The following is a 21,704-nucleotide window of genomic DNA, read 5'->3' on the forward strand; positions in this document are numbered from 1 at the left end:
CTCGTTTTTTGACGCGACATTGGGAGTCGCACGCTCGCGCGAACAGGCGGTGTTCATGAGAGCGGGAGTCAGCTGCCGCGGGCCTTCCCCCGGGCGCATCCGTCACTGCCCGGACCGGTTGGTGAGGGGCTGTTGAGAGGCGGTCGACGGTGTGAATAGTGCCTGGACGGTTTCGGTGGCCAGGTCTCGCAGCCAGGTGTGGGCGCGGTCGTCGTCGTAGCGCTGGTGCCACAGCAGATACAGCGGGACATCGGGCAGCGGCAGTGGCGGCGCCAGTGTGGTCAGGCCGAGTTGGTCACGGGCCGCGCGGGTGACCGCGTCGGGAAGGGTGACGACCAGATCGGTGCCGAGGGCGAGTTGCAGCGCGAAGGCGGCGGTGGGCCCGGCAGCGACGACGCGTCGTTCGAGGCCGCGCTTGGTCAGGGCTTCGTCGATCGGGTCACGCAGGCGTCCGCGCCGCGAGACGGTGAGGTGTTCGGCGGCCGCGTAACGCTCGAGGCTCAGCGAGCCTGCGGTGAGCGGGTGCCCCGGGCGGACGGCGACGACCAGCCGGTCCCTGCCGACGAGGCGGTGGCGGAGGTCGGGGAGTGTCGGCCGGCTGGAGCTGGATTCGAGGTCGATCTCGCCCCGGCGCAGCTCGGCGTCGTCCGTGCCGGGTTCGGCGGGCAGGCGCAGCCGGACGCCGGGGGCCTGGTGGTGGACGGCCGTAGTCAGGGCGGTGCCGCAGGCGGCGGTCAGGGCGTCGTGCCAGCGCACGGTGAAAACCCGGTCCAGAGCTGGCAGGTCGAGTTCTTGCTCCGCGGACAGAAGGTGTTGTGCCTGCTGCACGAGGGCGTGGACCTCGGCGCGCATGGCCAGCGCGCGGGTGGTGGGGAGCATGCTGCGGCCGGTGCGGACCAGGATCTGGTCACCGGTGGCCTTGCGGATGCGGCCCAGGGAGCGGCTCATCGCCGGTGAGGTGACGTGGAGGCGTGCTGCCGCGCCGGCGACACTGCCCTCCTCCAGCAGGGCGTCCAGGGCCGTGAGCAGATTCAAATCCAGTTGCATGACAGTAACTCTACAAGTGAAAAGCATGCACTTGTTGTTAATGATTGGGCGCCCTACCTTCGAGGTGCGGGGCGGGGTAACCGCCCTGCTTCACCCCGCTTCTGCCAATCCCCCAGGGAGCCCACCATGAGCACAGTCATGCCTTTCGACGCCGACGCGACGCTCATGTCCGAGGTGACCGCAGCGGTGGAGGCCGCCGGCGTCACGCTGCGCGGCCGCTTCACCTCCCACGCCCGAGGCGTGAGTCTTGACGAGGTCGTCGATGAGATCCACGCCAACGACGACGCGGTGCTGGAGGTGCTGCGCGAGCCGCTTCTGCGGGCCCGGCAGGGGTCGCAGTGGGCCGAGGACGAGCTGGCCGGCGGTGCGCTCCCGCCCGGGGAGTGGTGGGTCGTCGATCCCGCCGAGGGCAACATCAACCACGTCCACGGCATGGATGACTGGGCCGTCACCGCCACCCTGGTCCGCGACAACCGGCCGGTGCTCACCGTTGTCCACCTGTCGCTGACCGGCGACACCTACACCGCCGTCGCCGGCGGCGGTGCCCGCCTCAACGGCCAGCCCCTGAAGGTGTCCGCCAAGACCGATCTGGGCGCCGCGCTCATCGGCACCGGTCAGGCCAAGCCCGGCGAGGACGAGCGGACCTTCCGGCGGATCGGTGACTCCGTCACCGCCATGCTCATCAACGGCCTGGTCGTGCGCGTGTCCGTGCCCGCCACCATGCAGCTCATCCACGTCGCCGCCGGACGCATGGACGCGTTCTGGCAGTTCTCCGACGTCCGCTCCGGCCTGGTCGCCGGCGCCCTGCTGGTCTCCGAGGCCGGAGGAACCGTCACCGACCTGGCGGGCGAAGCCTGGAACACGGGCAGCCGCGACTTCCTGGCCGCAGCCCCCGGCCTCCACGCCGCCGCCCTCAAGGTCCTGTCGCCGATCGCCTGACCGGACACCCCGCACTTCCCACCTGATACCGCAAGGAGCTTCATCTCATGACCAACATCGGCATCCTGGGCGCCGGCCGCGTCGGGGCCAACCTCGCCAACAAGCTCGTCGCCGCGGGACACCACGTCACTCTCGGCAGCCGGGGCCCGGGAGACCCCGCCGCCCGCGCCGCCGGGGTCGCCCCGCAGATCGCCTTCGCCGACCAGCGCACCACCGCCCGCACCGCGGACATCGTGATCAACGCGACACCCGGCGACAGCGCCCTTGACCGCCTCACCGACCTGCGCACCGAGCTCGCGGGAAAAATCCTCATCGATGTCTCCAACGCCACCCGCGACGCCGACGACGGCCTGCCCGGCGACCTGTGCTATCCCGGCAGCAGCCTCGCCGAGAAACTCCAGCGCGCGCTCCCCGACACCCATGTGGTCAAAACCCTCAACACCATGCTGTTCATGGTCATGACCGCTCCCGAAACCCTGGCCACCCCGCCGACCGTCTATGTCTCGGGCGACGACGAGAACGCGAAGAAGGCCGTCACCGGCCTGCTCGCCGACCTGGGCTGGCAGCCCGCATGGATCGAAGACCTTGGAGGCATCAGCACGGCCCGAGCCACCGAGGCCATGATCCTGGTCGTGCCCCACATCCTGCGCCGACACGGCTTCAAGCCCTTCGCCGTCTCCCTCGCCCGCTGACCCCACCAAGACCGGGGTTCACTGGCTGTGTTTGAACCTCCACTTTGGGTAGTCTTGAGCTCTACGCTGGCGTGGTGTCCGAGGGTGCCGGGCGGACCGGAGAGCGGAAGTACAGGGGCTGCGGTGGTCAGTCGGCCGAGGTCGACAGCGCGGCCCGATGCCGTGTGCTGCTCGACGGCGTGTCGCGCCAGGCAGCGACGGGTGGACTGTCGGCTGCGGAAGCGGGTGGCTGCCGAACTCAGCGAGGCCGGCCGGGCTCAGTACCCGGAGTGCGGCAAGCAGTGGGTGGCCGGAGTGGATCGGCGTTCGAACGCCGTCTACTGCTCGCGGCGGTGCGACGGCGACGTGCCACACGCCACGCGTTGGAGCCTTCACGGTTGACGCTCCCCAGGATGAGTGATTGACTACTCACATGCAGATGGAACGACGTCAGCTGTCCACAGCCGATGAGCGCCGGGAGACGGTGCTGCGCACCGCCATCGGGGCCTTCGCGGCCCGGGGGTATTTCGGCACCACGACCACCGAGGTAGCGAAGGCCGCCGGCATCTCCCAGGCATACGTCTACCGCCTCTTCCCCAATAAGGAAGTCCTGTTCACCGCGGTCGTCGAGCACTGCTTCGTCCGGGTGCGCGCAGCCCTTGAAGCCGGCGCGGCGAAGGCCGAGAGCAGCGCCCCCGAAGCCGTGCTCACCTCGATGGGTGACGCCTACGCCCGCCTGATCAGTGACAACGACCTCATGCTGGTCCAGCTGCACGCCCAGGCAGCGGCGGTCTCTGAGCCGGCGGTCAGGGAGGCGGTGCGCTCCGGGTACGCCCGAACCGTCGAATACGTCCGAAGCGCCTCGGGAGGCGGCGAGGAGCAGGTGCAGCAGTTCTTCGCCACCGGCATGCTCTGTCACCTGCTGGTCTCCATCGACGCCGAGGCCATTTCCGCACCCTGGACCCGCACTCTGACGGCCGGGATCATGCACTACTGACACCACGCACCGGCAGGCGGCCACGCGCCCACGGACCTCAGTGGCTCGCCTGCCTCGCTGGGCTCCGAAGTGAGTGTTCAACCACTCTCTCTTCGCTCGTCACCTCTCACCCGTACTGAAGGAGAAACCCATGAGGAAGCCCACAGGCCGCACCACCGACGAGGTCGACAACCGCTCGACCGTCTCCGGTCCGGCCGGGCAGGTTGTCATGAAGGTTGCAGACACCGCGCTCAACGACCGTGGGCCCACGGTTCGGGCAGACAAGATTGGTCGGTGGCTGCTCGTCCTTGCGACGCTCTCGACCGTCGGCGCGTTCTTCTACGGCATCGCGCTCATGATGGACGCGCCCGATTCCCGGATTTGGGTGGAGGGCTGGCGCACGTCCGCCTACCTGGTCTTCGCGGGACTATTCGCCATTCTCGCCGCAGCGCCGCGTGCACACCGAGGGCTGTGGGAGCTAATCATCGGCCAGAAGACCGCGCTCGTTGTCATCGCTGCGGTGGTGGGCGATGTGAATGAGGCGCGCCAGTCCGGTCTGACCGATTTGGGTCTCGTGGTGGTCGTCGCGGCGGCCTACGTGTTGTGCCGTGGCTGGTACGGCTGGCGAACGAGCGCCGCAGAGCCGACCGGCGGCCAACCGTCCGCCGGCCCGGCTGCATGATCCGCTCTGCCCAGCCTACGCCTGGCCTTGATCCTTCGTGACTGACCGTCAGCTTCGGCTGGCGGTCGTTCTGTGTCCGGAGACGTTGTCCTGGCATGGCGTGGCGCATGCTTGTCGGGGCGTGGGTGAGGGCCTGGACCGGCCGGGCCTCTGCGGGCCCGGGAGCGGGCCATGGGCGAGATCATTGTGAGCAGGCAGCATCTGGACCGGTTGCTGACCGACAGCACAGGCGCGTACGGCGCCCCCCTACCAGCGGGCCTTCGCCGAGCTCGCCGAGACGCACCGCGCGGGCAGTGCGGTCAGATGTAGAAGCCATGGCGGGACGGTGACGGCCCAGCCCAGCTCTGTTCGAATCTTGACCTGGGCTAACGCCGACCGAAGGCTTGCAAGCAGGTACTCAGACCAGAACCAGGCAGCGGGCTCGTACGGGGCAGCCGGGTGCCGGTACGGACAACGCCCCGCTGGGCTGCTGGCACCCCGATCATGAACTACGTGCCCGAACTCAAGAGTGGTCGCCTCGCGCTCGCTGAGGCGACCAACACGGCGGGACTGCCCCGGCCCCCCAGGTCAGAGAACTGACCACAGCCGTTTGCGGCTGGTGACAGCGTTCTTACCGGCACCCCGTGTTCCTGGACACGCCCGACCGGAGTGAGAGTCCGTCCCGCGGTGAGGGCGTGTCCTACAGGTGGGGGTAGTCGGTGTAGCCGTGGTGGTCGCCGCCGTAGAAGGTGGCGGGGTGCGGTGTGTTGTAGGGGCCTCGGGCGGCCAGGCGGGCGGGCAGGTCGGGGTCGGCGAGGAACACGCCTCAGGGCGGTCCTGTGTGCGTGGTCGAGCCGCCGGCGCCGCACCTTTCCGTGCAGGGATCCCACCTTCTCCGCCGCCCGCCGATGATTGCGGGTGCGTTCCCTGGCCCTGCACCGTGGGAACCGGGACAGGGCCTGTTGTGCGGCCTCCAGCTTGAGGGTGCCATCGTTTGACGACAGGCACGGCGGTGCCGTCCTTGCGATGGTGAGCGCGGTGTCAGTCAGCGATGCGGATGACGATCTTGCCGAAGGCGCCGCGGGCGAGGTGTTCGTATGCCTTGATCGCGTCTTCGAAGGCGTAGACGGTGTCGATGACGGGGTCCAGGCCGTTCTTCTCGATCCAGGCGTTCATGTCGAGGAAGGCGCGCCGGTGGCCGACGGCGATGCCGCGGATGGCGGCCTGGCTGTAGAGCAGAGGCAGGACGTCCAGTGGGGCGGTCATGCCGCCGAGGAAGCCGACCAGGGCGATGTGGCCGGCGGCCCGGGTGGCGTGGACGGACTGGTTGAGGTTGTCGCCGCCGACGACCTCGATGACCTGGTCCACGCCCTCGCCGTCGGTCAGCTCACGTACCTTCTCGGCCCAGTCGGGGGTGGTGCGGTAGTTGATGAGGTCGGTGGCGCCCAGGGCGGCGGCCTTCTGGAGCTTGTCGTCGCTGCTGGAGGTGGCGATGACGCGGGCGCCGAGCGCGGTGGCGATCTGGATGGCGAACAGGGAGACGCCGCCGGTGCCCTGGACCAGGACGGACTGGCCGGGCTTCAGGTTGCCGTACTCGACCAGGGAGAACCAGGCGGTCAGCGCGGCGATGGGCAGGGTGGCGGCCTGCTCGTCGGTGAGGTTGGCCGGGGTCGGCACGGCCGAGTTGGCTTCGAGGATCATGTACTCGGCAAGTCCCCCGTCGATTGGGCCGCCGAGCTGCCAGTCGGGTTCGTCCCGGGCGGGGGCGCCGTCGAGCCAGTGCGAGTAGAAGTGCGACATCACGCGGTCGCCGACCTGCCACTGGGTCACGCCGGAGCCGACCTCGGCGACCACACCGGCCGTGTCGTTGACCGGGATGAGGTTCTTCGGCATCTTCTCCGGGTTGTAGACGCCGTCGACGATCGCCTTGTCGCGGAAGTTCAGGGAGACGGCGGAGACCTTGACGAGGATCTCGCCGGGACCGGGCTTGGGGGTGGAGCGCTCCGCGAGGCGGAGGTTGTCCAGGCCGAAGTCTTCGAGCTGCCAGGCACGCATGACACGTGCTCCTTTCTCTTGCATCTGGGGGAGGGGGAGGCCAGCTGGTGTGACCGGGGTGCGGGACTGCGCCGGTGGTGCGAGCGCGGTGTCTCGCTGCTGCGGCGCGGCCGGGCTCAGGAGGTGGTGGCGTCGTGGGTGACGGTGACGACGATCTTGCCGACCTGGCCGTTGGCCGCCATGTAGCGGTGGGCCTCGGCGATGTCGGTCAGGTCGAAGGTCTTGTCGACGACGGGAGTGAACGAGCCCGAGGCGAGTCCGGCGTTGACGAACGCGACCGCGCGGCGCAGCCGCTCGGGGTCGCCTGTGATCTCGAAGAGGGTGTAGGTGCTGGTGTTCAGCGCGGGGAAGGACTGCGCGTTGGGCAGCGGGGTGGTGCGCGGGTCGAGAGCGCCGTAGACGACCAGGTGTCCGCCGGGGGCGATGCCCTTCGCGAGGGTTTCGACGCCGGGGCCCGCGATCGGATCGAAGGCCAGGCGCACACCCGTGCCGCCGGTGATCTCCTCGATGCGCGCGGGCAGGTCCTCGTCGTCGGTGACGATGACGTCGGCCGCGCCGGCGTCCAGGAGGCGCTGTTTCTTGTTCGCGCCGCGGGTGGTGGCGATCGGGATCGCGCCGATGTGGCGGGCGATCTGGATGGCGGCCAGGCCGACGCTGCTGGAGGCGGCGGTGATGAGCACGTGGTCGCCCGGACGTACCCTGCCGCTCTCGGCGAGGGGGCCGTAGGCGGTGATGTAGGCCATCCACACAGCCGCCGCGGTGACGGCGTCCACCTGTGCGGGGCGGGGGACGACGGCTGCGGCCGGCAGGACGACGCTGTCGCCGTAGGTGCCGTACTCGCTCTGCAGGAATGCGGGCACGACGGCCACCGGGTCGCCCGCGGAGAACTCGCTCACGCCTTCGCCGACTGCCTCGATGACGCCCGCGGCCTCGTAGCCCAGCGTGGAGGGGAAGACCGGCTGGTAGAAGTAGGCGCCTTCCCGGTACATGATCTCGGCCCGGTTCAGGCCGATTGCGTCGACCCGGATGCGCACCTCTCCCGCGCCCGGAGCGCGGGAGGCGACATCGCGGAGGGCGAGGACCTCGGGTCCGCCGATCCGGTCGAACTGCACGAGCTTTGCCATGGCGCACCAGCCCCGGGGTAGAAAACGGGAGAACACCGGATGATCCCGGCGTGCTCTCCACTCTGCCCCAAGCTTTGACCACGGTCAAATTACGATGAACGTCAAAGTATGTACCTGGTGCACTGCCCCCGGCAGGCTCAGACGGCGTTTGCCGCCTCTGCGGTCAGGGCGTCCAGTACAGCGGGCAGCAGCCCCGGGAACCTCTCGTCCATCTCGTCGGTGCGCAGCGCGTTCATCTTCGTCGTCCCCACGTAGTACTGGCGGATCACACCCGCCTCGCGCAGCACGTTGAAGTGATGCGTCAGCGTCGACAGCGACACTGACGCGACGAAGGTCCCGCAGCTCAGGTCCGCACCCGCACCAGCCAGCTGGGCCACCACTGACCGGCGCACCGGGTCCACCAGCGCCTCCAGAACCTGCTGCAGAGAGACCTGTGACAGGTCAGGGTGCTCCACCGTCCGGGGGGCGGTACGGGGACGGGCCACGGTGGCTCCTTGAGGTGGCTGATGAATACGGCCGTCCCATACTACGACCACCATCGAAGCACGGTGCTGCTGCTCGGCAGCCTGCTCCAGCAGGACCGGTCGCGTCCTGACCGCGTAGGGGCGCATTGATCCAGTGGTTGCCGGCGCGGCCGATGCCCGTGGCGGTCCGGTTGTTGATGAGCAGGTGGAGGTTGGCAGTGTTCGGCCACCGCTTCCGGCGGTGCTCCAGCCAGTCGAGCAGCAGCTTCAGCGTGAGCTCGTCGAGCGGACGGACTCGCCCGGCGATGGTCAGACGGCGGTTCCCGATGTCGACGTCGTCGAGCATGAGGCTGCCGATCTGAGCGCCCCGGGCCGCGTGCACCGCCGCGAGGGCGAGAATGAGCCGGGCGGCCGGCGTAGTGGTCGCGGCGACGGAACGATCGCCCCCCCCTGGCCACGGAGGCAGGGACTCAGCGGGGCTCAGCCGAACTCACGGAATGTCGCACATCCGTGGTTCGGCTCTGTGTTGCGGCCGGAGGTCCGGTGCCCCAACACCACGTCCCGGCGCCGGCCACTCGGGGGTGGAACAGCCGGCCGGCCTCAGCGCGATCCGCACAGCCGTCGCCGACCTCCTGCCCGACCACACCGCCAGCTCCTCAACCGATGCCAGCCACTCGAAGACGGCCAGGGCGTCCCAGCTGTTCCTGCCAGCGCAAGACCCGCCGCGAGTACGAGAACCGTGTCAGCGCACTTCCGGCCGCCAGCCTGCGTTGAGCCGACCGAGCACTGCACCCGTCAAGATCAAGTAACGGCGGCTTTTGGGCTTACCTGGGCGCTACCCCCACACGCCCGCAAGATGAGCGACAGCGGTCTCCTGCCTACGGCTTTCCCCGCGCCCGTGACCTCCCCGCAGCCCACGGCCGCGCAAGCCCCGAACCGGGTACCGTGGCCGCCGACAACGGAGTTGAGGAACCAGCCGATGACGTACACGACGACACCCGACGGGACCCGCATCGCCTACCAGCTCCAAGGCGACGGAGCGCCACTCGTCCTGCTGGCGGGCCAGGCCAACAACCACCACTGGTGGGATTCGGTCCGCGCCGACTTCCAACCCGCCCGCAGCACCCTCACCCTCGACTACCGCGGCACCGGCGACAGCGACAAACCTGACACCCCGCACAGCACCGAACTGTTCGCCCAGGACGTCATCGCCGTCCTCGACGACCTCGGCATCGACCGGGCCGACATCTACGGCACGTCCATGGGCGGCCGTGTAGCCCAGCAACTCGCCGCCCGGCACCCGCACCGAGTCAGCGCCCTGGTCCTCGGCTGCACCTCGCCCGGCGGCCCGCAGGGCATCGAACGCGGCAACGACGTCCGCCGAGCCCTGGCCCAGTCTCGCCCCGGAGCCGCACGGCAAGCCCTGCTGGAACTCATGTACACACCCCGCTGGCTCGCCGACCACCCCGGCCCGCACCACACCCTCGGCGACCCCGGCATGCCCGCCCACTCCCGCCGCCGGCACCTCACCGCCAGCAGTCAGCACAACGCCTGGGACCTCCTGCCCCACATCAGCGCACCCACCCTGGTCCTCCACGGAACCGACGACCTGCTCAACCCCACCGCCAACGCCCCCCTGCTCGCCGACCGCATCCCCGACGCCCGGCTCCACCTGATCCCCGCCGCCCGCCATGCCTACTTCGAGGAAGCCCGCGCCCACGCCGGCCCCCTGGTCCTGGATTTCCTCACCGCAACCACGCGCCAGCCGTAGAAACGCGACGCGCCCTTCACCTTGACGCGGGCGTCGTCCGAAAGCCGGCCCGGGCCCGTCCACACTCTCATCGGCGGCCCGCCGTGCCTCTTCCGTAAGGAGTAAGGAGTAAGGAAGCGTTCGCTGCTCCCTGGCCGGCCCCATCCAGCTTCGGGTCGTACGCTTCACCGGCGCCCGGGGGCGGTGAAGCGTACGACCCCTGCTGAGAAGAAAGGGATCAGCCTTCGCGGTTGGGGAGCATGGCCAGGGCCCCGGAACGCTGTGCGACGAGGTCGTCGTAGGTACCGTCGCGCTCGGCCCAGCGGTGCATGAGGACTCCCTTCACCAGGATTTCGCGGGGCGTGGGCTCCTCCGAGAGCAGTTGCATGACCTCGGTGGCGAAGCCGTCGAGCGGCAGCGCGTGCGGGTTCACCTTTTCCTGGCCTGCTGTGGCGACGGCCGGCGGGACGAGTTCGACGACGCTGACGCCGGTGCCGTCGAGTTGCGCGCGCAGTGCCTCGGAGTAGGCGTGCACCGCGGCCTTCGATGCGGCATAGGTGGGCATGGGCGGGAAAGGCAGGAAGGCGATACCGGAGGTGACGGTGATGAAGGTGCCCTCGCCGCGTTGGACCAGATGTGGGGTGAAGGCGTCGATCACCCGGATGGTGCCGACCAGGTTGGTGTCGATCGTCGTCTTCGCCGCCTCGAAGTGTGCGGGGTCGCGCAGGTCCTCCAGGAGCATGACGCCAGGCATCGTCACCACGGTGTCCAGCTCGGGGTACCGGGCGAGCACGGCGTCACGGGCAGATGCGACGGAGGCACTGTCGGTGACGTCGATCCTGACGGTGCCGAAGCCTTCTCCGGCGAGTTCCGAGAGTGCCTCCGGACTGCGTCCGCCGACGGCCACGGTGCTGCCCGCTTCGGCGAACCGGCGGGCCAGCTCCCGCCCGATGCCCGAGGTCCCGCCGACGATGAGAACGGTGCGATTGGAGAGATCCACGAGATCTTCCCTTCAGTCCAGGACGCCGACGGCGTTCAGGCCCACGGCGCGTTCAATGAGGTTCCCTGTCCTTCTCGAACAGTGCTGTTGCAGTCTTGGCGGCATCCGCCGGGTGTGACAGTGCCCCCGTCTTCCCTGGTCCTTTCAGGGCCCCCTCCGGGTCACGCACACCGCACTACGGTGTCGGTATGAAGGATGAGGAATCCGGCAACCGGCTCGGCAGCTACCTGCGCGCCCGGCGCGACCTGATCTCACCGGCACAGGCAGGAATCCCGCCCGGCGACAACCGCCGCGTGCCCGGCCTGCGCCGTGAGGAAGTCGCCCTGCTCGCCGGTATCAGCCCCGACTACTACCTGCGGCTGGAACGCGGCCGCGACAAGAACCCCTCACCTCAGGTCCTCGAATCACTCGCGCGTGTCCTGCGCCTCGACGACGTCGAGCGGACGTATCTGCTCGGCCTCACGGCAGCACGCCCCAGGGCTCCGCGCCGCAGGCGACCCGAGCACGTACCGGCACGGGTGCACCAGCTCCTCGCCCACCTTCAGATTCCCGCGTTCGTCGAAGGGCGCGCGTTCGACGTCCTGGCCTCCAACCCCATGGCCGTCGCGCTCTCCCCGCGCCTGCGGCCGGGCCAGAACCGGCTTCGTTCCCTCTTCCTCGATCCCGAGGAGCAAGCCTTTCAGCAGGACTGGGCCAAAGCCGCCGGCAGCTTCGTCGCCGCTCTTCGCACCACCATCGGGGACGACAACGACGACCCCCGGTTCGTCGAACTCGTCGGAGAACTCGCACTGTCCAGTCAGCGGTTCCGCACCCTGTGGGCCCGGCACGACGTCCGCAACCTCGACGGGGGCACCACCACGGTCCACCACCCCATCGTCGGTGAACTGCGGCTCCACCGCGACAAACTCCCCGTCGACGACGTCATCCTCGTTGTCTACTACCCCGACAAGGACAGCGACAGCGACGAGAAGCTGCAACTCCTCGCCGCACTCTCACAGAGCGAACCCACCGACACGGCACACAGCAGGTCAGCAGACGCCCCGCACCCGAAGACGCCCTGACGGACACCGGCCGGCCTGCTGCGGATGTCCGGCCGCGCAGGGCACTCGACCCCGCTGTCGTGAACCTGTCCACCAGGAGCATTCTTCGTGCCCGCGTCGTGCCCGGCCACCTGCGAGCCGGGCGCACGCTGGATCTGGTCGAGCTCGCGGCTCAGGGCCGGCTCGGACTCCCCTCCGGTGCGCTCAGCGAGGAGCGGTACCGCCCTGGGGCTCTGTTCCCAGGAGGGCGAGCAGCCCGGGAAACCTCTTCTCGATGTCCGCGCGTCGTAGTCGGATGCCCTTGCGGTTGCCGTAGTCGATCTCGTCCCCGCACCCGGCCGGGCCTCGCGGTGGGCCGCGCGGTCGGTCGCACGAACCGGATCGCCTCTCGCGAAGCCGCGAACCGGTAGACCGTTCTCCCGGAACACCCAGAACGCCCAAGGGCCGTCTGCGGCGCCCAATCACAGAAAGGCCCTTCGATCGCGAAAGCTGCCCCAACCTTAGGATCGCTCTCACAGCAGAATCGAACGACTGACCGTATCCCCTGACTCCCCCTCAGGAAGCCACCTCTGGCCCAGCATCCAGCGGCCATTCCACAAGCACCCACGTATAATTTCCCTTGTACGTGGGTGCTTCGCTGGGAGGGATCGTGGGCAACATGGGGGATAAGGCGTCCGCTGCTCCCGCTTCTGCTGCCGTCGAAGTGGGCAGCACACGATGGGAACGGGTGGCGGCATGACGGAGCACGAGGCCGACATGCAAGTGGTGGACGCCGAGGTCGTCAATGCGGAGCTGGTGGTCGATGCGGAGCCGACGGTCGACAGCCATCTCCCCGCCGCCATCCAGCCGCGCCCGGTGGCCCGCCCGGTGGTTGACCGGCACACCATTCTCTACCCGGGCCAGGGGCTCCCCACCGAGGCCGACCAGCCGACGTACACCGAGCGCGACCTGTACGTCTCCGAGCAGACCGCCGAGCGGCTGGAGAACCAGTCCGCGCCGAAGAACACCAGCGCCAACTACCTGTCCCAGCGCAACAAGTTCGCCGACTGGTGCGCCGACGAGAGCCGTGTCGCCCGGCCGTGCACCACCGCCACCTACGTCGAGTACGTCGCGCACCTCATCGAGCTGGGCCGCTCCCCGAACGCCATCAACGCCGCCATGTCCGCCATCCGCACCTGGATGCCCGAGGACCAGAAGCCCGGCACGAAGCAGGCCCGGGGCATGCTGAACGAGTACAAGAAGACATGGGCGAAGCGCACCGCCGTCCGCAAGGCGCCTCCGATCACGGATGAACTGCTGCGGGCCATGGTCGCCACCTGCGACCTGCGGACCATCGCGGGGCGCCGCGACCGGTGCATGCTCCTCCTCGGCCGGGGCGCCCTCAACCGCAGGATCGAGCTCGCCGACCTGTCCATCGCCGACGTCGCGGTCGACGACGACTTCGTCACCCTGCACATCCGGTCCTCCAAGACCGACCAGGAAGCCAGGGGTGAGCACACCGACATCCCCGCCGACGACGACCCGCTCCTCGACCCCGTCGCTGCCGTACGGGACTGGCTCACCGCCCTGCACCACCTCGGCGTCCGCGAGGGCGCGTTCTTCCGGGCCCTCACCTCCCGTGGCACCCTCCAGAACCGGGCCGTCGCGAAGGAACGCGGCGACTACGTCACCGGGGACGCCATCAACGACTGGGTCCGCGGCCGCGCCCACAGGGCCGGCGCGAAGAACTGGCAGCAGGTCACCGCCCACGGGCTACGGCGTGGCGGCGCGCAGGCCATCGCGGAGGCCGGCGGGGACCCGACGAAACAGGGCCGGTGGAAGCCGGGCTCGGCGGTCGTGAAGCGGGAGTACCTGGACCGTGCGCAGTCCAAAGCGGAGAATCCGTGGCTCAAGGTGCAGGCGAAGCGTCGTGGGAAGCCGACGTGACCCGGTCCCCCGTGCCTTCGGAGCATCAGGACGGGCGCCGTTCCCGCAGATCTTTCGCCTTGACCCCGACCAGCAGCAGGATAACTGCGAGCAGCACGATTCCGGCACTGATCTGTAGGCCGAGTGACAGGCTGCCGGTGCGCTCCTGGATGAGCCCGAGCAAGGACGGCGACGCGGCCGCGGCGAAGGATCCCATGGAGGTGACAAGGGCTATCCCGGTGGCTGCCGCGCGTTCGCCGAGGTAGATGGAGGGGATTGAGTAGAAGACAGTGAGGCCGGAGTAATGAGCGGCGGCCAGGACTGGCACTCAGCAGCTCAGAATCCACGATCCCCGCAACTCCCTGAAACTCCAGGGTGTTGCGGGGATCAGCAGAATCAGCCACATAGCGCCGGGGCCACCTCATGCCCAGGGGAGGGCGTCTCAGGGGTGGTTCTGGATCTCGACGCCGTCGTAAGCCCCGCCGATGCAGATACCCAGACCATGTTCGATCTGCTGGACCGTGCCGCCCCCGTCGATGCACGTCTGGGACGAGATGTACGAATCTGCCTGGGCGAGTCCTGCCCCACCGAACGCGACGGCGACAATCGCGGCGCACAGCGCGAACGCCTGGAAAGCATGCTTCATGAGGTCATCCTCGGGTCGACTCCATTGAGGAACAGGCTCATTGGACCACTCCCGGAACGGGCGGCCCCGGCATCTCCCCGGATAGTGGGCGCGTCGCGACCGGTCCCGCCCAGCATGTGTGCGACATCCCGTGAGTTCTCCTGAGCTCTGCTGAGTCCTTTCCCTTGTGGCCAGGGGGTTCCTCCTCCTTCGAGCGCTCTGTGGTCCGGTGACGTAACTTCGGGATTCCTGAAGCGTTCTCACCTCGTCCGACTGATCAGCAGTCGGGCTGAAGGCGAGGAGGCTCGGGTTGGCGGCACTGGCAGTCGTACGGGACCTGCGTGAGCACTGGGCGCCGGCATCGGTTGAGGAGCTGGAGCGGTTCGAGACCGACGTGCTGTCCGGGTTCGTCCTCGCGCGGGCCTCGGCAGGGCTGGCGGACGGCACAATCCGCGGGGACGTCGGGCATCTGGACCAGATCAGGACCTGGTTCGGTCGACCGCTGTGGGACATGGAGCCGGCCGACGCTGACGCGTACTTCGGGAAGGTGCTGCGGGGTTCGCCGAGCGGGACTCGGCTGGGCCGGTCGCAGGCGCTGACCACGTACTTCATGTTCCTGGAGTTGCGGCACAAGGTCGAGCTTCATCGGATGACGGGCCGGGTCGTCGAGTGCCCGATCGACGAGATGAACAAGCCGCGTGGGGCCAAGGACGCCCAGCTGCGGATTCCGCCGAGCGAGCCGGAGGTCGGGACGCTGTTCACCGGCTGGGGCGGTGAGCTGGCGACCTGCCGCAAGTTCGCCCCTACCGCCAGGAACTACACCGCCTCGAAGCTGTTGTCCGAAGTCGGCCTGCGGGTGAGCGAGGCGTGCGGGCTCGACCTGGACGACATCAAGTGGGACCTGGGCCGCTTCGGCAAGCTCCACGTCCGCCACGGCAAGGGCGCCCGCGGCTCGGGTCCGCGCGAGCGGATGGTGCCGCTGATCAACGGCTCCGATCGGACACTTCGGTGGTTCATCGAGGACGTCTGGGGCCAGTTCGACGACGACCACACCCGTCCCGGCGCCCCGCTGTTTCCCTCCGAGCGCAAGAACACCGACGGCTCTTCGCGCCGGGCCGGCGACGACGCTCTACGTGACGGCCTCAAGAACGCGGCCAAAGCGCATCTACCGGGGTGGGGCGAGAAGCTGACGCCGCACGTCCTTCGGCACTTCTGCGCATCCCAACTCTATGCGAACGGGCTGGACTTGCTCGCGATCCAGGAGGTCTTGGGACACTCCTGGATCGCCACGACGATGCGCTATATCCACGTTCAGCAGACCCGGGTCGAGGACGCCTGGGTCACCGGGATGGAACGGGCCGCGAAGCGGCTGGAAGGACTGGTCCGATGAGGTGGAACCTGCGGCTGACCGCCGCGAACAAGGGCATCTGGAAGGCGTCCGAGCTTCAGCGAAACCTCGCGGAGCACGGCCTGGTGATCTCGGCCGGGAAGATGTCCGGGCTGTGGTCCGGGCAGCCGGTCTCACTCAAGCTGGAGGACCTGGACGTCATCTGCGTCGTCCTCGGCTGCGAGATTGGAGACCTGCTGATCCCGGAGCCGGGCAAGGTCAACCGCCCTGGTCAGGAGGAGACCGGTCGAGTCGCGGTCGGCTCCGGCACCACTGCCCCGGCGGTAGTGCCCAAGCGCCGCGATGGCCGGTCGCTGCCTCCGGCATGAGCCGGTATCCGAAGGGCTACCGCAAGCCCACCGACTCCTGCGACAGCTGCCTGGCCTGGGGCGACTTCAGCGGACGCCTCTGCCCTGCCTGCTACATGTTCGGCCGAAGTCACGAGACAGCCACCTGCGTCGGCTGCCGCCGCGTCCAGCCGCTGAAGTGGGACTACTGCCGTCTGTGCTGGTGCCAGGCCCGGCTCCACGCCAAGACCACCGTCGGCCAGCCGCCCGCCGAAGCGGAGGTGAGGGCCCGGCTCAACGCCGTCCGGCACCACCAGCTGTTCTTCATGGGCCTGCACTACCGCAGAGGATCGGCCCCAACCGCCCCGCGCCGCGGAGGACGGCGGGGATCCGTCCGGAAGCCGCCACCCGCGCCGGCCTGGCGGCCGAGTGCCGGCTGGAGACAGCTACCGCTGTTCGGGCAGGTCCCGCGTGACTACGGCCGTCTCGACCCGGCCGCCGTCGATCTGGCCAGCCCCTGGCTGGCCTGGGCGAAGTACCTCGCCTACCAGCTCGCCGAGGCACGGGGCTGGGGACGGGGCGTCCGCTTCGCCGTCAACCGCGGCCTGGCCATCGTGCTCACCGAGTACGTCGAGGGCGACGTCATCCGCCACAGCGAGATCTTCACCCCGCTCAGGGCCCTCGATCTCCGGTTCGGACACACCGCCACGGTCCTTGAGGAGATGGGGATCTTCCTGGACGACAGCGAGCCCTCCTTCGAACGCTGGCTTGTCGAGCGCCTGGAGGGCCTCGCCCTCGGCATCGGTGCGGAGGCTGAGCGCTGGACCCGGGTTCTGCATGACGGCGGCCCCCGCAGCCTTCCCCGGCAGCAGAGCACGGTCTGGCTCTACCTCAACGGGGCCCGTCCGGCACTGCTTTGCTGGTCGGACCGCTACGACCACCTGCGGGAGGTGACCCGCGAGGACGTCCTCACCCACCTCAAGACCCTGCACGGCCACCACCGCCGAGACCAGCTCGGCGCCCTGCGTTCCCTGTTCACCTGGGCCAAGCGGACCGGCCTGATCTTCCGCAACCCCACGAGCCGCATCAAGGTCGGCCAGAACGAGTACGGCGTGCTCCAACCACTCGCGCCCGCCCAGATCGACCGCTCCGTCGCGGCAGCCACCACCCTGGCCGCGCGACTGATTGTCGCCCTCGCCGCGGTTCACGCCGCCCGGGTCGCCCAGATCGGCACCCTCATGCTCGACGACCTCGACATCGGCAACCGCCGGCTGACGATCGCCGGACGAGCACGCCCGCTCGACGACCTCACCCTGAAACTGCTGCTGGACTGGCTGGAGCACAGACGCAGCCGGTGGCCCAACACGGCGAATCTCCACTTACTGATCAACAACCAGACCGCAACGAAGACTGGCCGCGCCAGCAACCACTGGATCAGCACCGCGATGCGCGGGCCGGACGCGACCCTGGAGCGTCTCCGCGTCGACCGGCAACTCGAAGAGGCCCTCACCCACGGGCCCGATCCGCTTCACCTCGCCCAGGTGTTCGGGCTGGATGAAAAGACCGCAATGCGTTACGCAGACTCCGCGCGGGCCCTGCTGGAGCAAGCTGCCGAGCAGAAGCACCAGTGAAACCTGTTCGACCGGGACCCGAGATTGAAGCGAACATGGGCGGATGCCGTCGACCGAAGCAGCAGCCAGCGAACTACAGGACCGCGCCACTCTCTGGAGCGCGGGCGAGATCCCCGCGAGCGATGTCGTCAGCGCGGCCTGTGACGCGCTCGTCGCCGGCCTGGACAGCCCCGGACTTCGGGTGCTGGCAGCCTGCACACGTGCCGAGGCGGACTACGACGTGCACGACTTGCTCCCCGAAGCGTTCGATGAGCTCGGCCTTATTCTCTATCCGGCCGCCAGTGAGGCCGGCCAAGAAGCCGCCGCGCGAGCGCTCGCACGACGCATGCTGGCCGGCGAGCTGAAACCTTGGGAGCTCACCTTCCGGATCAACCAGCGTTACGGGCATGAGCTGCCCCTGACAGCACGACTCGCCGAACTCGATGACGAGTACGCCTTCCTCGAATACGGCGGCGACGAAGCAGTGGCTCAGATCGATGCTGAGGTCATAGCCGAAGCCCGCCGCCTCGCCGCAGTCCACCCCCGCGTTCCCGCCGAACCCACGGACGTCCCCACCTGATGCACACGGACCGACCCGCGAGTTCCCACTGAACAAGCTTCAGTTTCCCTGAACCCACGGGGCTCTAGGGGGTTGAGGAACATCGGAACGAAAACCGGCGCTAAGGCTCAGTCGGCCCTGGTGGGCGGCTGACGGAGCGTCGGTCGCGGGATCGGTCTGAAGTCGTTCCGCAGATAACGCCCTATTATCTGTGGGAAGGCTGATCGCGACCTGCGGGAACGGCCGTCAGGCCGTACATGAAGCGGGCCTGTTATCTGCGGCAAGGGGGAAGTGGTGTCCGCCGTCGTACAACTGCCCGCCGGGAAGGCGCTGACCGTCCGCGCGGCGGCCGACGTCTTCCTCGACTCGCTCGGCAACCCGAACACGGTCCGCAACTACGGGATCGGGGTGGGCAAGACCGCCGAGCGGCTCGGCGAGGGCCGGCCACTGGCGGCCGTCGCGGACGACGAGATCGGTGAGGCCCTGGAACTGCTGTGGGGCAGCTCCGCGGTGAACACATGGAATGCCCGGCGGGCGTCGGTGCTCTCGTGGCTGGGCTGGTGCGGTGAGCGCGGGTATGACGGCCCGGCGCCGCCGACCGAGGCGTGGAGCTCTGCATCCCGCGTTCCTCTCCCCCGGGCCTCGACGGCGCCGGCGAGATGTCCGAGAGCGACAGCCCCTGGCCGGGACGTGTCCGCCGTATCGGCCGCGCGCAGCTCCGCAAATGGAGGCTGGACAGCCTGTGCGAGCCGGTCGAGCTGTGCCTGAGCGAACTGGTCACCAACGCCATGCGGTACGGCCGAGGGCCTGTCGTGGGCGTACGGCTGTACCGGGCCGCCTCGAACCTCTTCATCGAGGTGACGGACGGCTCTCCCGACAGGCCTGTCCTCAGCGTTGCCGGCTCCGACGACGAGCGCGGCCGCGGCCTGGCCCTGGTCGACGCAGTCGCCGGATCGTGGGGCGTCACCGAGGACGGCACAGGCACCTGGTGCCGTCTGAGTGTGCCGGAGGAGCAGCCATGATCGCCACCGCTCACGCGGTCCCGCGCGCCCGCTGCCTGCCGCCGTCACCGGCCCTTCCGGACGGAGAGTCACCGGAAGCGTGGTTCCCACCGCTCGACCCCACGGAGTTGCGACGCGTCCTGCGGATGATGCGCGTGTGGGAGCCGTTCGACGCGGACGCCCTGCTCGACGACGTCGGAACGGCGCTGACGACGTACCACCGGCCGAGAAGCACCAGCGGGAGCTCGCCCCCAGACCATCCCACTCACCGTGTCGCTGACCGGCGGAAACCGCAACGACTTCACACCCGCTCCCGCCCGTGCCGTACAGGTCCCGGCCATGACCGGCGTCGATGGCCGACCCGGAACCCGGCAAGAGGCGCTCCTCGCCCACCGCGGCTACGACTCGTACGCAAACTCTGCTGGTCGGCACAGCCTGACCCCCTTTCTGGACAATGAAATACATAATCCGCTACAGTGACGATCATGGGTAGACCGAGAGGGTTCGACGAGGTCGCGGTCCTCGATGCGTCCGTCAAGCTGTTTCGTGTGCACGGGCTCGCGGACACCACGACCGAGCAGTTGTGTGAGGCGGCAGGGGTGCGCCGGAGCAGCCTGTACAACACCTTCGTCTCGAAGGATGAACTGTTCGTTCGCTCGCTGGACCGGAGCGTTTCAGTCGCCCGGGAGCATCAGGGGGCGGTCCTGACCGACCCGGACCTGTCAGGGAAGGAGCGCCTCGCGGCCCTTTTCGCCCTCATCCTGGACGAGGAGATCGAGGCCAGGAATGAGGGGCACGCTGCGGGGTGCATGATCGCGGCTTCGCGCATGGCGCCCGACATCGGGGCTCGCGAGCCCCGTGTGCAGAGGATCCTCGACCGCTTCCTTGATGATCAGCTATCTCTCATTGCCGGTGCGGTGAGAGCTGGGCGCCTTGACGGCACCCTGCGAGCGGACGTCTCGCCGCATGAAGCCTCCCTCATGATCGTGTCGGCGATCTTCGGGATACGCGTTCTCGCCCAGGCGGGCACCGCGCCTTCCGGGCTGCACGGGATTGCGAAGCTCAGTCTCGACTCGTTGAGGGCGTGATGTGGGCGCTGGGGTCCACTGGTCCCGCTTTTTGGATTATTTTTGTACTTCAGAATACAGAATGAATCTTCGCTCACCGAAGGAAGTCTGATGAAAAAACACCTGTACCTATTGATGTTGACCATGATCATCGTGGTCTCGAGTGAGCTCCAGGTGCCGGCGATGATGCCGGAGATGGCTCAGGACCTCGGGGTGGACACAAAGAAGATCGGGTTGCTCGTCTCGATCTTCGCCCTGGGCATGGCTCTCGGCGGGCCCGCGATTGCCTACGCGCTGAGGCGCCGCCCGCCCAAGCAGGCGCTGCTTGCCGTGGTCGCCGCGTACGCGCTCCCCGAGATGCTTGCGCCTGTCGTGCACGAGTACTGGTGGGTGCTGTTGATGCGTATCCTGACCGGTTGCCTCGCGGGAGCGGCCGTGGGGCTGTCGATCGTCTACGCCACCAGGCTCGCACCGAGCACGGGCAAGATCGGCGAGGCCGTGTCAATTGTGCTCAGCGGCATCATGGTCGGCACGGTCATAGGGCTTCCTGTTTCTCACTTCATCGCCGGCCGCTGGAACTGGCAAGCCACGTTCTACATTCTCGGCGTCGCAGCGCTGGTTGTGTTCGTGGTAAGTCTCCTTGCCCTCCCTCCGAGAGAGGCAGCCACTGCTGGCGACAATGCACAGGACTTGCGAAACCTGCGTCTTCCCCGACTGTGGTCGCGCTACCTTGTGAGCTTCCTGACCATTGGTGCCGCGTATTCGGCGTTCTCCTACTTCACGCCGCTCCTGGAAGGGAGTGCGGGATTCACGGCTGACGCCACGACGCTGATCCTTCTCGCGTACGGACTTTGCTCACTCGTCGGCAACCTGATAGTCGGAAAGCTGACGGACAAGCATGCTGTTGGGGTGCTGCGATTCGGGCATGCCTTGCTCTTCGTCTCTCTGGGCGTGCTCGCGCTCGCGGGCACGGTTCAGCTCTTGGTCCTCACCATGGTGCTTGTTGTGGGGCTCGCAGGGGTCACGATGAACCCGCCGCTGGTGACTCGTGTCGTAGAAGTCGGGGGCACAGGGAACCTCGTAAACACCCTTCACACTTCGGTCATCACCCTGGGCATTACGGTCGGGACCGCAGTGAGCGCATTTGCGATCAGTAGCTTCGGAGACGACCCCGCAGTCGCCATGTGGACCGGCAGCGCGTTTGCGCTGCTGGCCGCGGTAGCGCTCGCCTTTCAGGTGAATCGCCGCGGTAAGGTCTCCACGTCGGAAGCGGGCAGGGGGCGGAGCGTCGAGGCGCAGGCGGACGGGATTTCAGTACGAGAGGCTGAGCTTCCTTCTGCGTCGAACGCGCCGTAACGCGTCGCTGCCGCCGTCCGCCGTTCTTCCGCGGGGTGGTTTCCGAACCGGAGCCTGCCTTGCCTGAGCTTGTTCCGCTTTGACGGACATTCGAGATCTGGGGTTCAGCCCCGGGAGGATGTCCATCATGGAGAGCATGGGGAAGAAGAAGCCTCGCCGCCCTCGTCGTTCGTTCACGCC

Annotated in this window: 21 protein-coding genes and 2 pseudogenes; 15 read left to right on the forward strand and 8 right to left on the reverse strand. The window is 68.4% G+C overall.

Going from position 1 to position 21,704, the window contains the following annotated elements:
* Positions 1 to 102 precede the first annotated feature (102 nt).
* The gene (locus tag AB0C75_RS25315; protein WP_362893986.1) at positions 103 to 1,047 is read right to left on the reverse strand and encodes a LysR family transcriptional regulator; all 945 of its coding nucleotides are present in this window, start codon (positions 1,045 to 1,047) and stop codon (positions 103 to 105) included.
* A gap of 126 nt (positions 1,048 to 1,173) precedes the next feature.
* On the opposite strand from AB0C75_RS25315, the gene AB0C75_RS25320 reads away from it, so the two are divergent.
* From AB0C75_RS25320 to AB0C75_RS25335, 4 genes are all read left to right on the forward strand, one after another.
* A complete protein-coding gene (locus tag AB0C75_RS25320) occupies positions 1,174 to 1,986 on the forward strand; it encodes an inositol monophosphatase family protein (RefSeq protein WP_362893987.1) in 813 nt (270 codons plus the stop codon).
* A gap of 47 nt (positions 1,987 to 2,033) precedes the next feature.
* On the forward strand, positions 2,034 to 2,678 hold the full coding sequence (locus tag AB0C75_RS25325; protein WP_362893988.1) for an NAD(P)-binding domain-containing protein: 645 nt from the start codon (positions 2,034 to 2,036) through the stop codon (positions 2,676 to 2,678).
* Between the two features lie 418 nt (positions 2,679 to 3,096).
* On the forward strand, positions 3,097 to 3,654 hold the full coding sequence (locus tag AB0C75_RS25330; RefSeq protein ID WP_362893989.1) for a TetR/AcrR family transcriptional regulator: 558 nt from the start codon (positions 3,097 to 3,099) through the stop codon (positions 3,652 to 3,654).
* Between the two features lie 130 nt (positions 3,655 to 3,784).
* Positions 3,785 to 4,315: a hypothetical protein gene (locus AB0C75_RS25335; protein WP_362893990.1), complete on the forward strand. Its 531-nt coding sequence runs from the start codon at positions 3,785 to 3,787 to the stop codon at positions 4,313 to 4,315.
* 679 nt (positions 4,316 to 4,994) lie between these two features.
* On the opposite strand, the pseudogene AB0C75_RS25340 reads toward AB0C75_RS25335, so the two are convergent.
* The 4 genes and pseudogenes from AB0C75_RS25340 to AB0C75_RS25355 all read right to left on the reverse strand — a co-directional run.
* A pseudogene (locus tag AB0C75_RS25340) lies at positions 4,995 to 5,117 on the reverse strand (alkene reductase); the annotation flags it as partial.
* A 218-nt stretch (positions 5,118 to 5,335) separates the two neighbouring features.
* Complete coding sequence (locus AB0C75_RS25345; protein ID WP_362893991.1) at positions 5,336 to 6,349, reverse strand: NAD(P)-dependent alcohol dehydrogenase; 1,014 nt, start codon at positions 6,347 to 6,349, stop codon at positions 5,336 to 5,338.
* Positions 6,350 to 6,465: 116 nt separating this feature from the next.
* Positions 6,466 to 7,473, reverse strand: coding sequence for a zinc-dependent alcohol dehydrogenase family protein (locus AB0C75_RS25350; RefSeq protein WP_362893992.1), 1,008 nt, complete (start codon positions 7,471 to 7,473; stop codon positions 6,466 to 6,468).
* Between the two features lie 137 nt (positions 7,474 to 7,610).
* Positions 7,611 to 7,958 (reverse strand): ArsR family transcriptional regulator, encoded by a 348-nt coding sequence (locus AB0C75_RS25355; protein WP_362893993.1) that lies wholly within the window; start codon positions 7,956 to 7,958, stop codon positions 7,611 to 7,613.
* 958 nt (positions 7,959 to 8,916) lie between these two features.
* Here AB0C75_RS25355 and AB0C75_RS25360 point away from each other — a divergent pair.
* Positions 8,917 to 9,708: an alpha/beta hydrolase gene (locus tag AB0C75_RS25360; RefSeq protein WP_362893994.1), complete on the forward strand. Its 792-nt coding sequence runs from the start codon at positions 8,917 to 8,919 to the stop codon at positions 9,706 to 9,708.
* 217 nt (positions 9,709 to 9,925) lie between these two features.
* Here AB0C75_RS25360 and AB0C75_RS25365 read toward each other — a convergent pair whose 3' ends face one another.
* Complete coding sequence (locus AB0C75_RS25365) at positions 9,926 to 10,687, reverse strand: SDR family NAD(P)-dependent oxidoreductase (RefSeq protein ID WP_362893995.1); 762 nt, start codon at positions 10,685 to 10,687, stop codon at positions 9,926 to 9,928.
* A gap of 188 nt (positions 10,688 to 10,875) precedes the next feature.
* Here AB0C75_RS25365 and AB0C75_RS25370 point away from each other — a divergent pair, with 188 nt between their 5' ends.
* Complete coding sequence (locus AB0C75_RS25370) at positions 10,876 to 11,748, forward strand: helix-turn-helix transcriptional regulator (protein ID WP_362893996.1); 873 nt, start codon at positions 10,876 to 10,878, stop codon at positions 11,746 to 11,748.
* 714 nt (positions 11,749 to 12,462) lie between these two features.
* Positions 12,463 to 13,653, forward strand: coding sequence for a tyrosine-type recombinase/integrase (locus AB0C75_RS25375; RefSeq protein ID WP_362893997.1), 1,191 nt, complete (start codon positions 12,463 to 12,465; stop codon positions 13,651 to 13,653).
* Between the two features lie 25 nt (positions 13,654 to 13,678).
* On the opposite strand, the gene AB0C75_RS25380 is transcribed toward AB0C75_RS25375, so the two are convergent.
* Positions 13,679 to 13,960, reverse strand: a complete 282-nt coding sequence (locus tag AB0C75_RS25380; RefSeq protein ID WP_362893998.1) for a hypothetical protein — start codon at positions 13,958 to 13,960, stop codon at positions 13,679 to 13,681.
* Positions 13,961 to 14,074: 114 nt separating this feature from the next.
* Complete coding sequence (locus AB0C75_RS25385) at positions 14,075 to 14,278, reverse strand: hypothetical protein (RefSeq protein WP_362893999.1); 204 nt, start codon at positions 14,276 to 14,278, stop codon at positions 14,075 to 14,077.
* Between the two features lie 289 nt (positions 14,279 to 14,567).
* Here AB0C75_RS25385 and AB0C75_RS25390 point away from each other — a divergent pair, with 289 nt between their 5' ends.
* From AB0C75_RS25390 to AB0C75_RS25425, 8 genes and pseudogenes are all read left to right on the forward strand, one after another.
* Positions 14,568 to 15,647, forward strand: coding sequence for a site-specific integrase (locus tag AB0C75_RS25390; RefSeq protein WP_362894000.1), 1,080 nt, complete (start codon positions 14,568 to 14,570; stop codon positions 15,645 to 15,647).
* The gene (locus tag AB0C75_RS25395; RefSeq protein ID WP_030774108.1) at positions 15,644 to 15,973 is read left to right on the forward strand and encodes a helix-turn-helix transcriptional regulator; all 330 of its coding nucleotides are present in this window, start codon (positions 15,644 to 15,646) and stop codon (positions 15,971 to 15,973) included. The genes AB0C75_RS25390 and AB0C75_RS25395 overlap by 4 nt, the downstream gene beginning before the upstream one ends.
* Complete coding sequence (locus AB0C75_RS25400; RefSeq protein WP_362894001.1) at positions 15,970 to 17,562, forward strand: hypothetical protein; 1,593 nt, start codon at positions 15,970 to 15,972, stop codon at positions 17,560 to 17,562. Before AB0C75_RS25395 ends, AB0C75_RS25400 begins: the two co-directional genes overlap by 4 nt.
* A 43-nt stretch (positions 17,563 to 17,605) precedes the next feature.
* Complete coding sequence (locus AB0C75_RS25405) at positions 17,606 to 18,121, forward strand: hypothetical protein (RefSeq protein WP_362894002.1); 516 nt, start codon at positions 17,606 to 17,608, stop codon at positions 18,119 to 18,121.
* A gap of 273 nt (positions 18,122 to 18,394) precedes the next feature.
* Positions 18,395 to 18,712: pseudogene (locus tag AB0C75_RS25410) on the forward strand (site-specific integrase); the annotation flags it as partial.
* A 47-nt stretch (positions 18,713 to 18,759) separates the two neighbouring features.
* A complete protein-coding gene (locus AB0C75_RS25415) occupies positions 18,760 to 19,122 on the forward strand; it encodes an ATP-binding protein (RefSeq protein ID WP_362894003.1) in 363 nt (120 codons plus the stop codon).
* Positions 19,123 to 19,586: 464 nt separating this feature from the next.
* Complete coding sequence (locus tag AB0C75_RS25420; RefSeq protein ID WP_362894009.1) at positions 19,587 to 20,189, forward strand: TetR/AcrR family transcriptional regulator; 603 nt, start codon at positions 19,587 to 19,589, stop codon at positions 20,187 to 20,189.
* Positions 20,190 to 20,279: 90 nt separating this feature from the next.
* Positions 20,280 to 21,524, forward strand: a complete 1,245-nt coding sequence (locus AB0C75_RS25425; RefSeq protein WP_362894004.1) for an MFS transporter — start codon at positions 20,280 to 20,282, stop codon at positions 21,522 to 21,524.
* Positions 21,525 to 21,704 lie beyond the last annotated feature (180 nt).

This window comes from Streptomyces sp. NPDC048565, assembly GCF_040650935.1.
GTDB lineage: Bacteria > Actinomycetota > Actinomycetes > Streptomycetales > Streptomycetaceae > Streptomyces.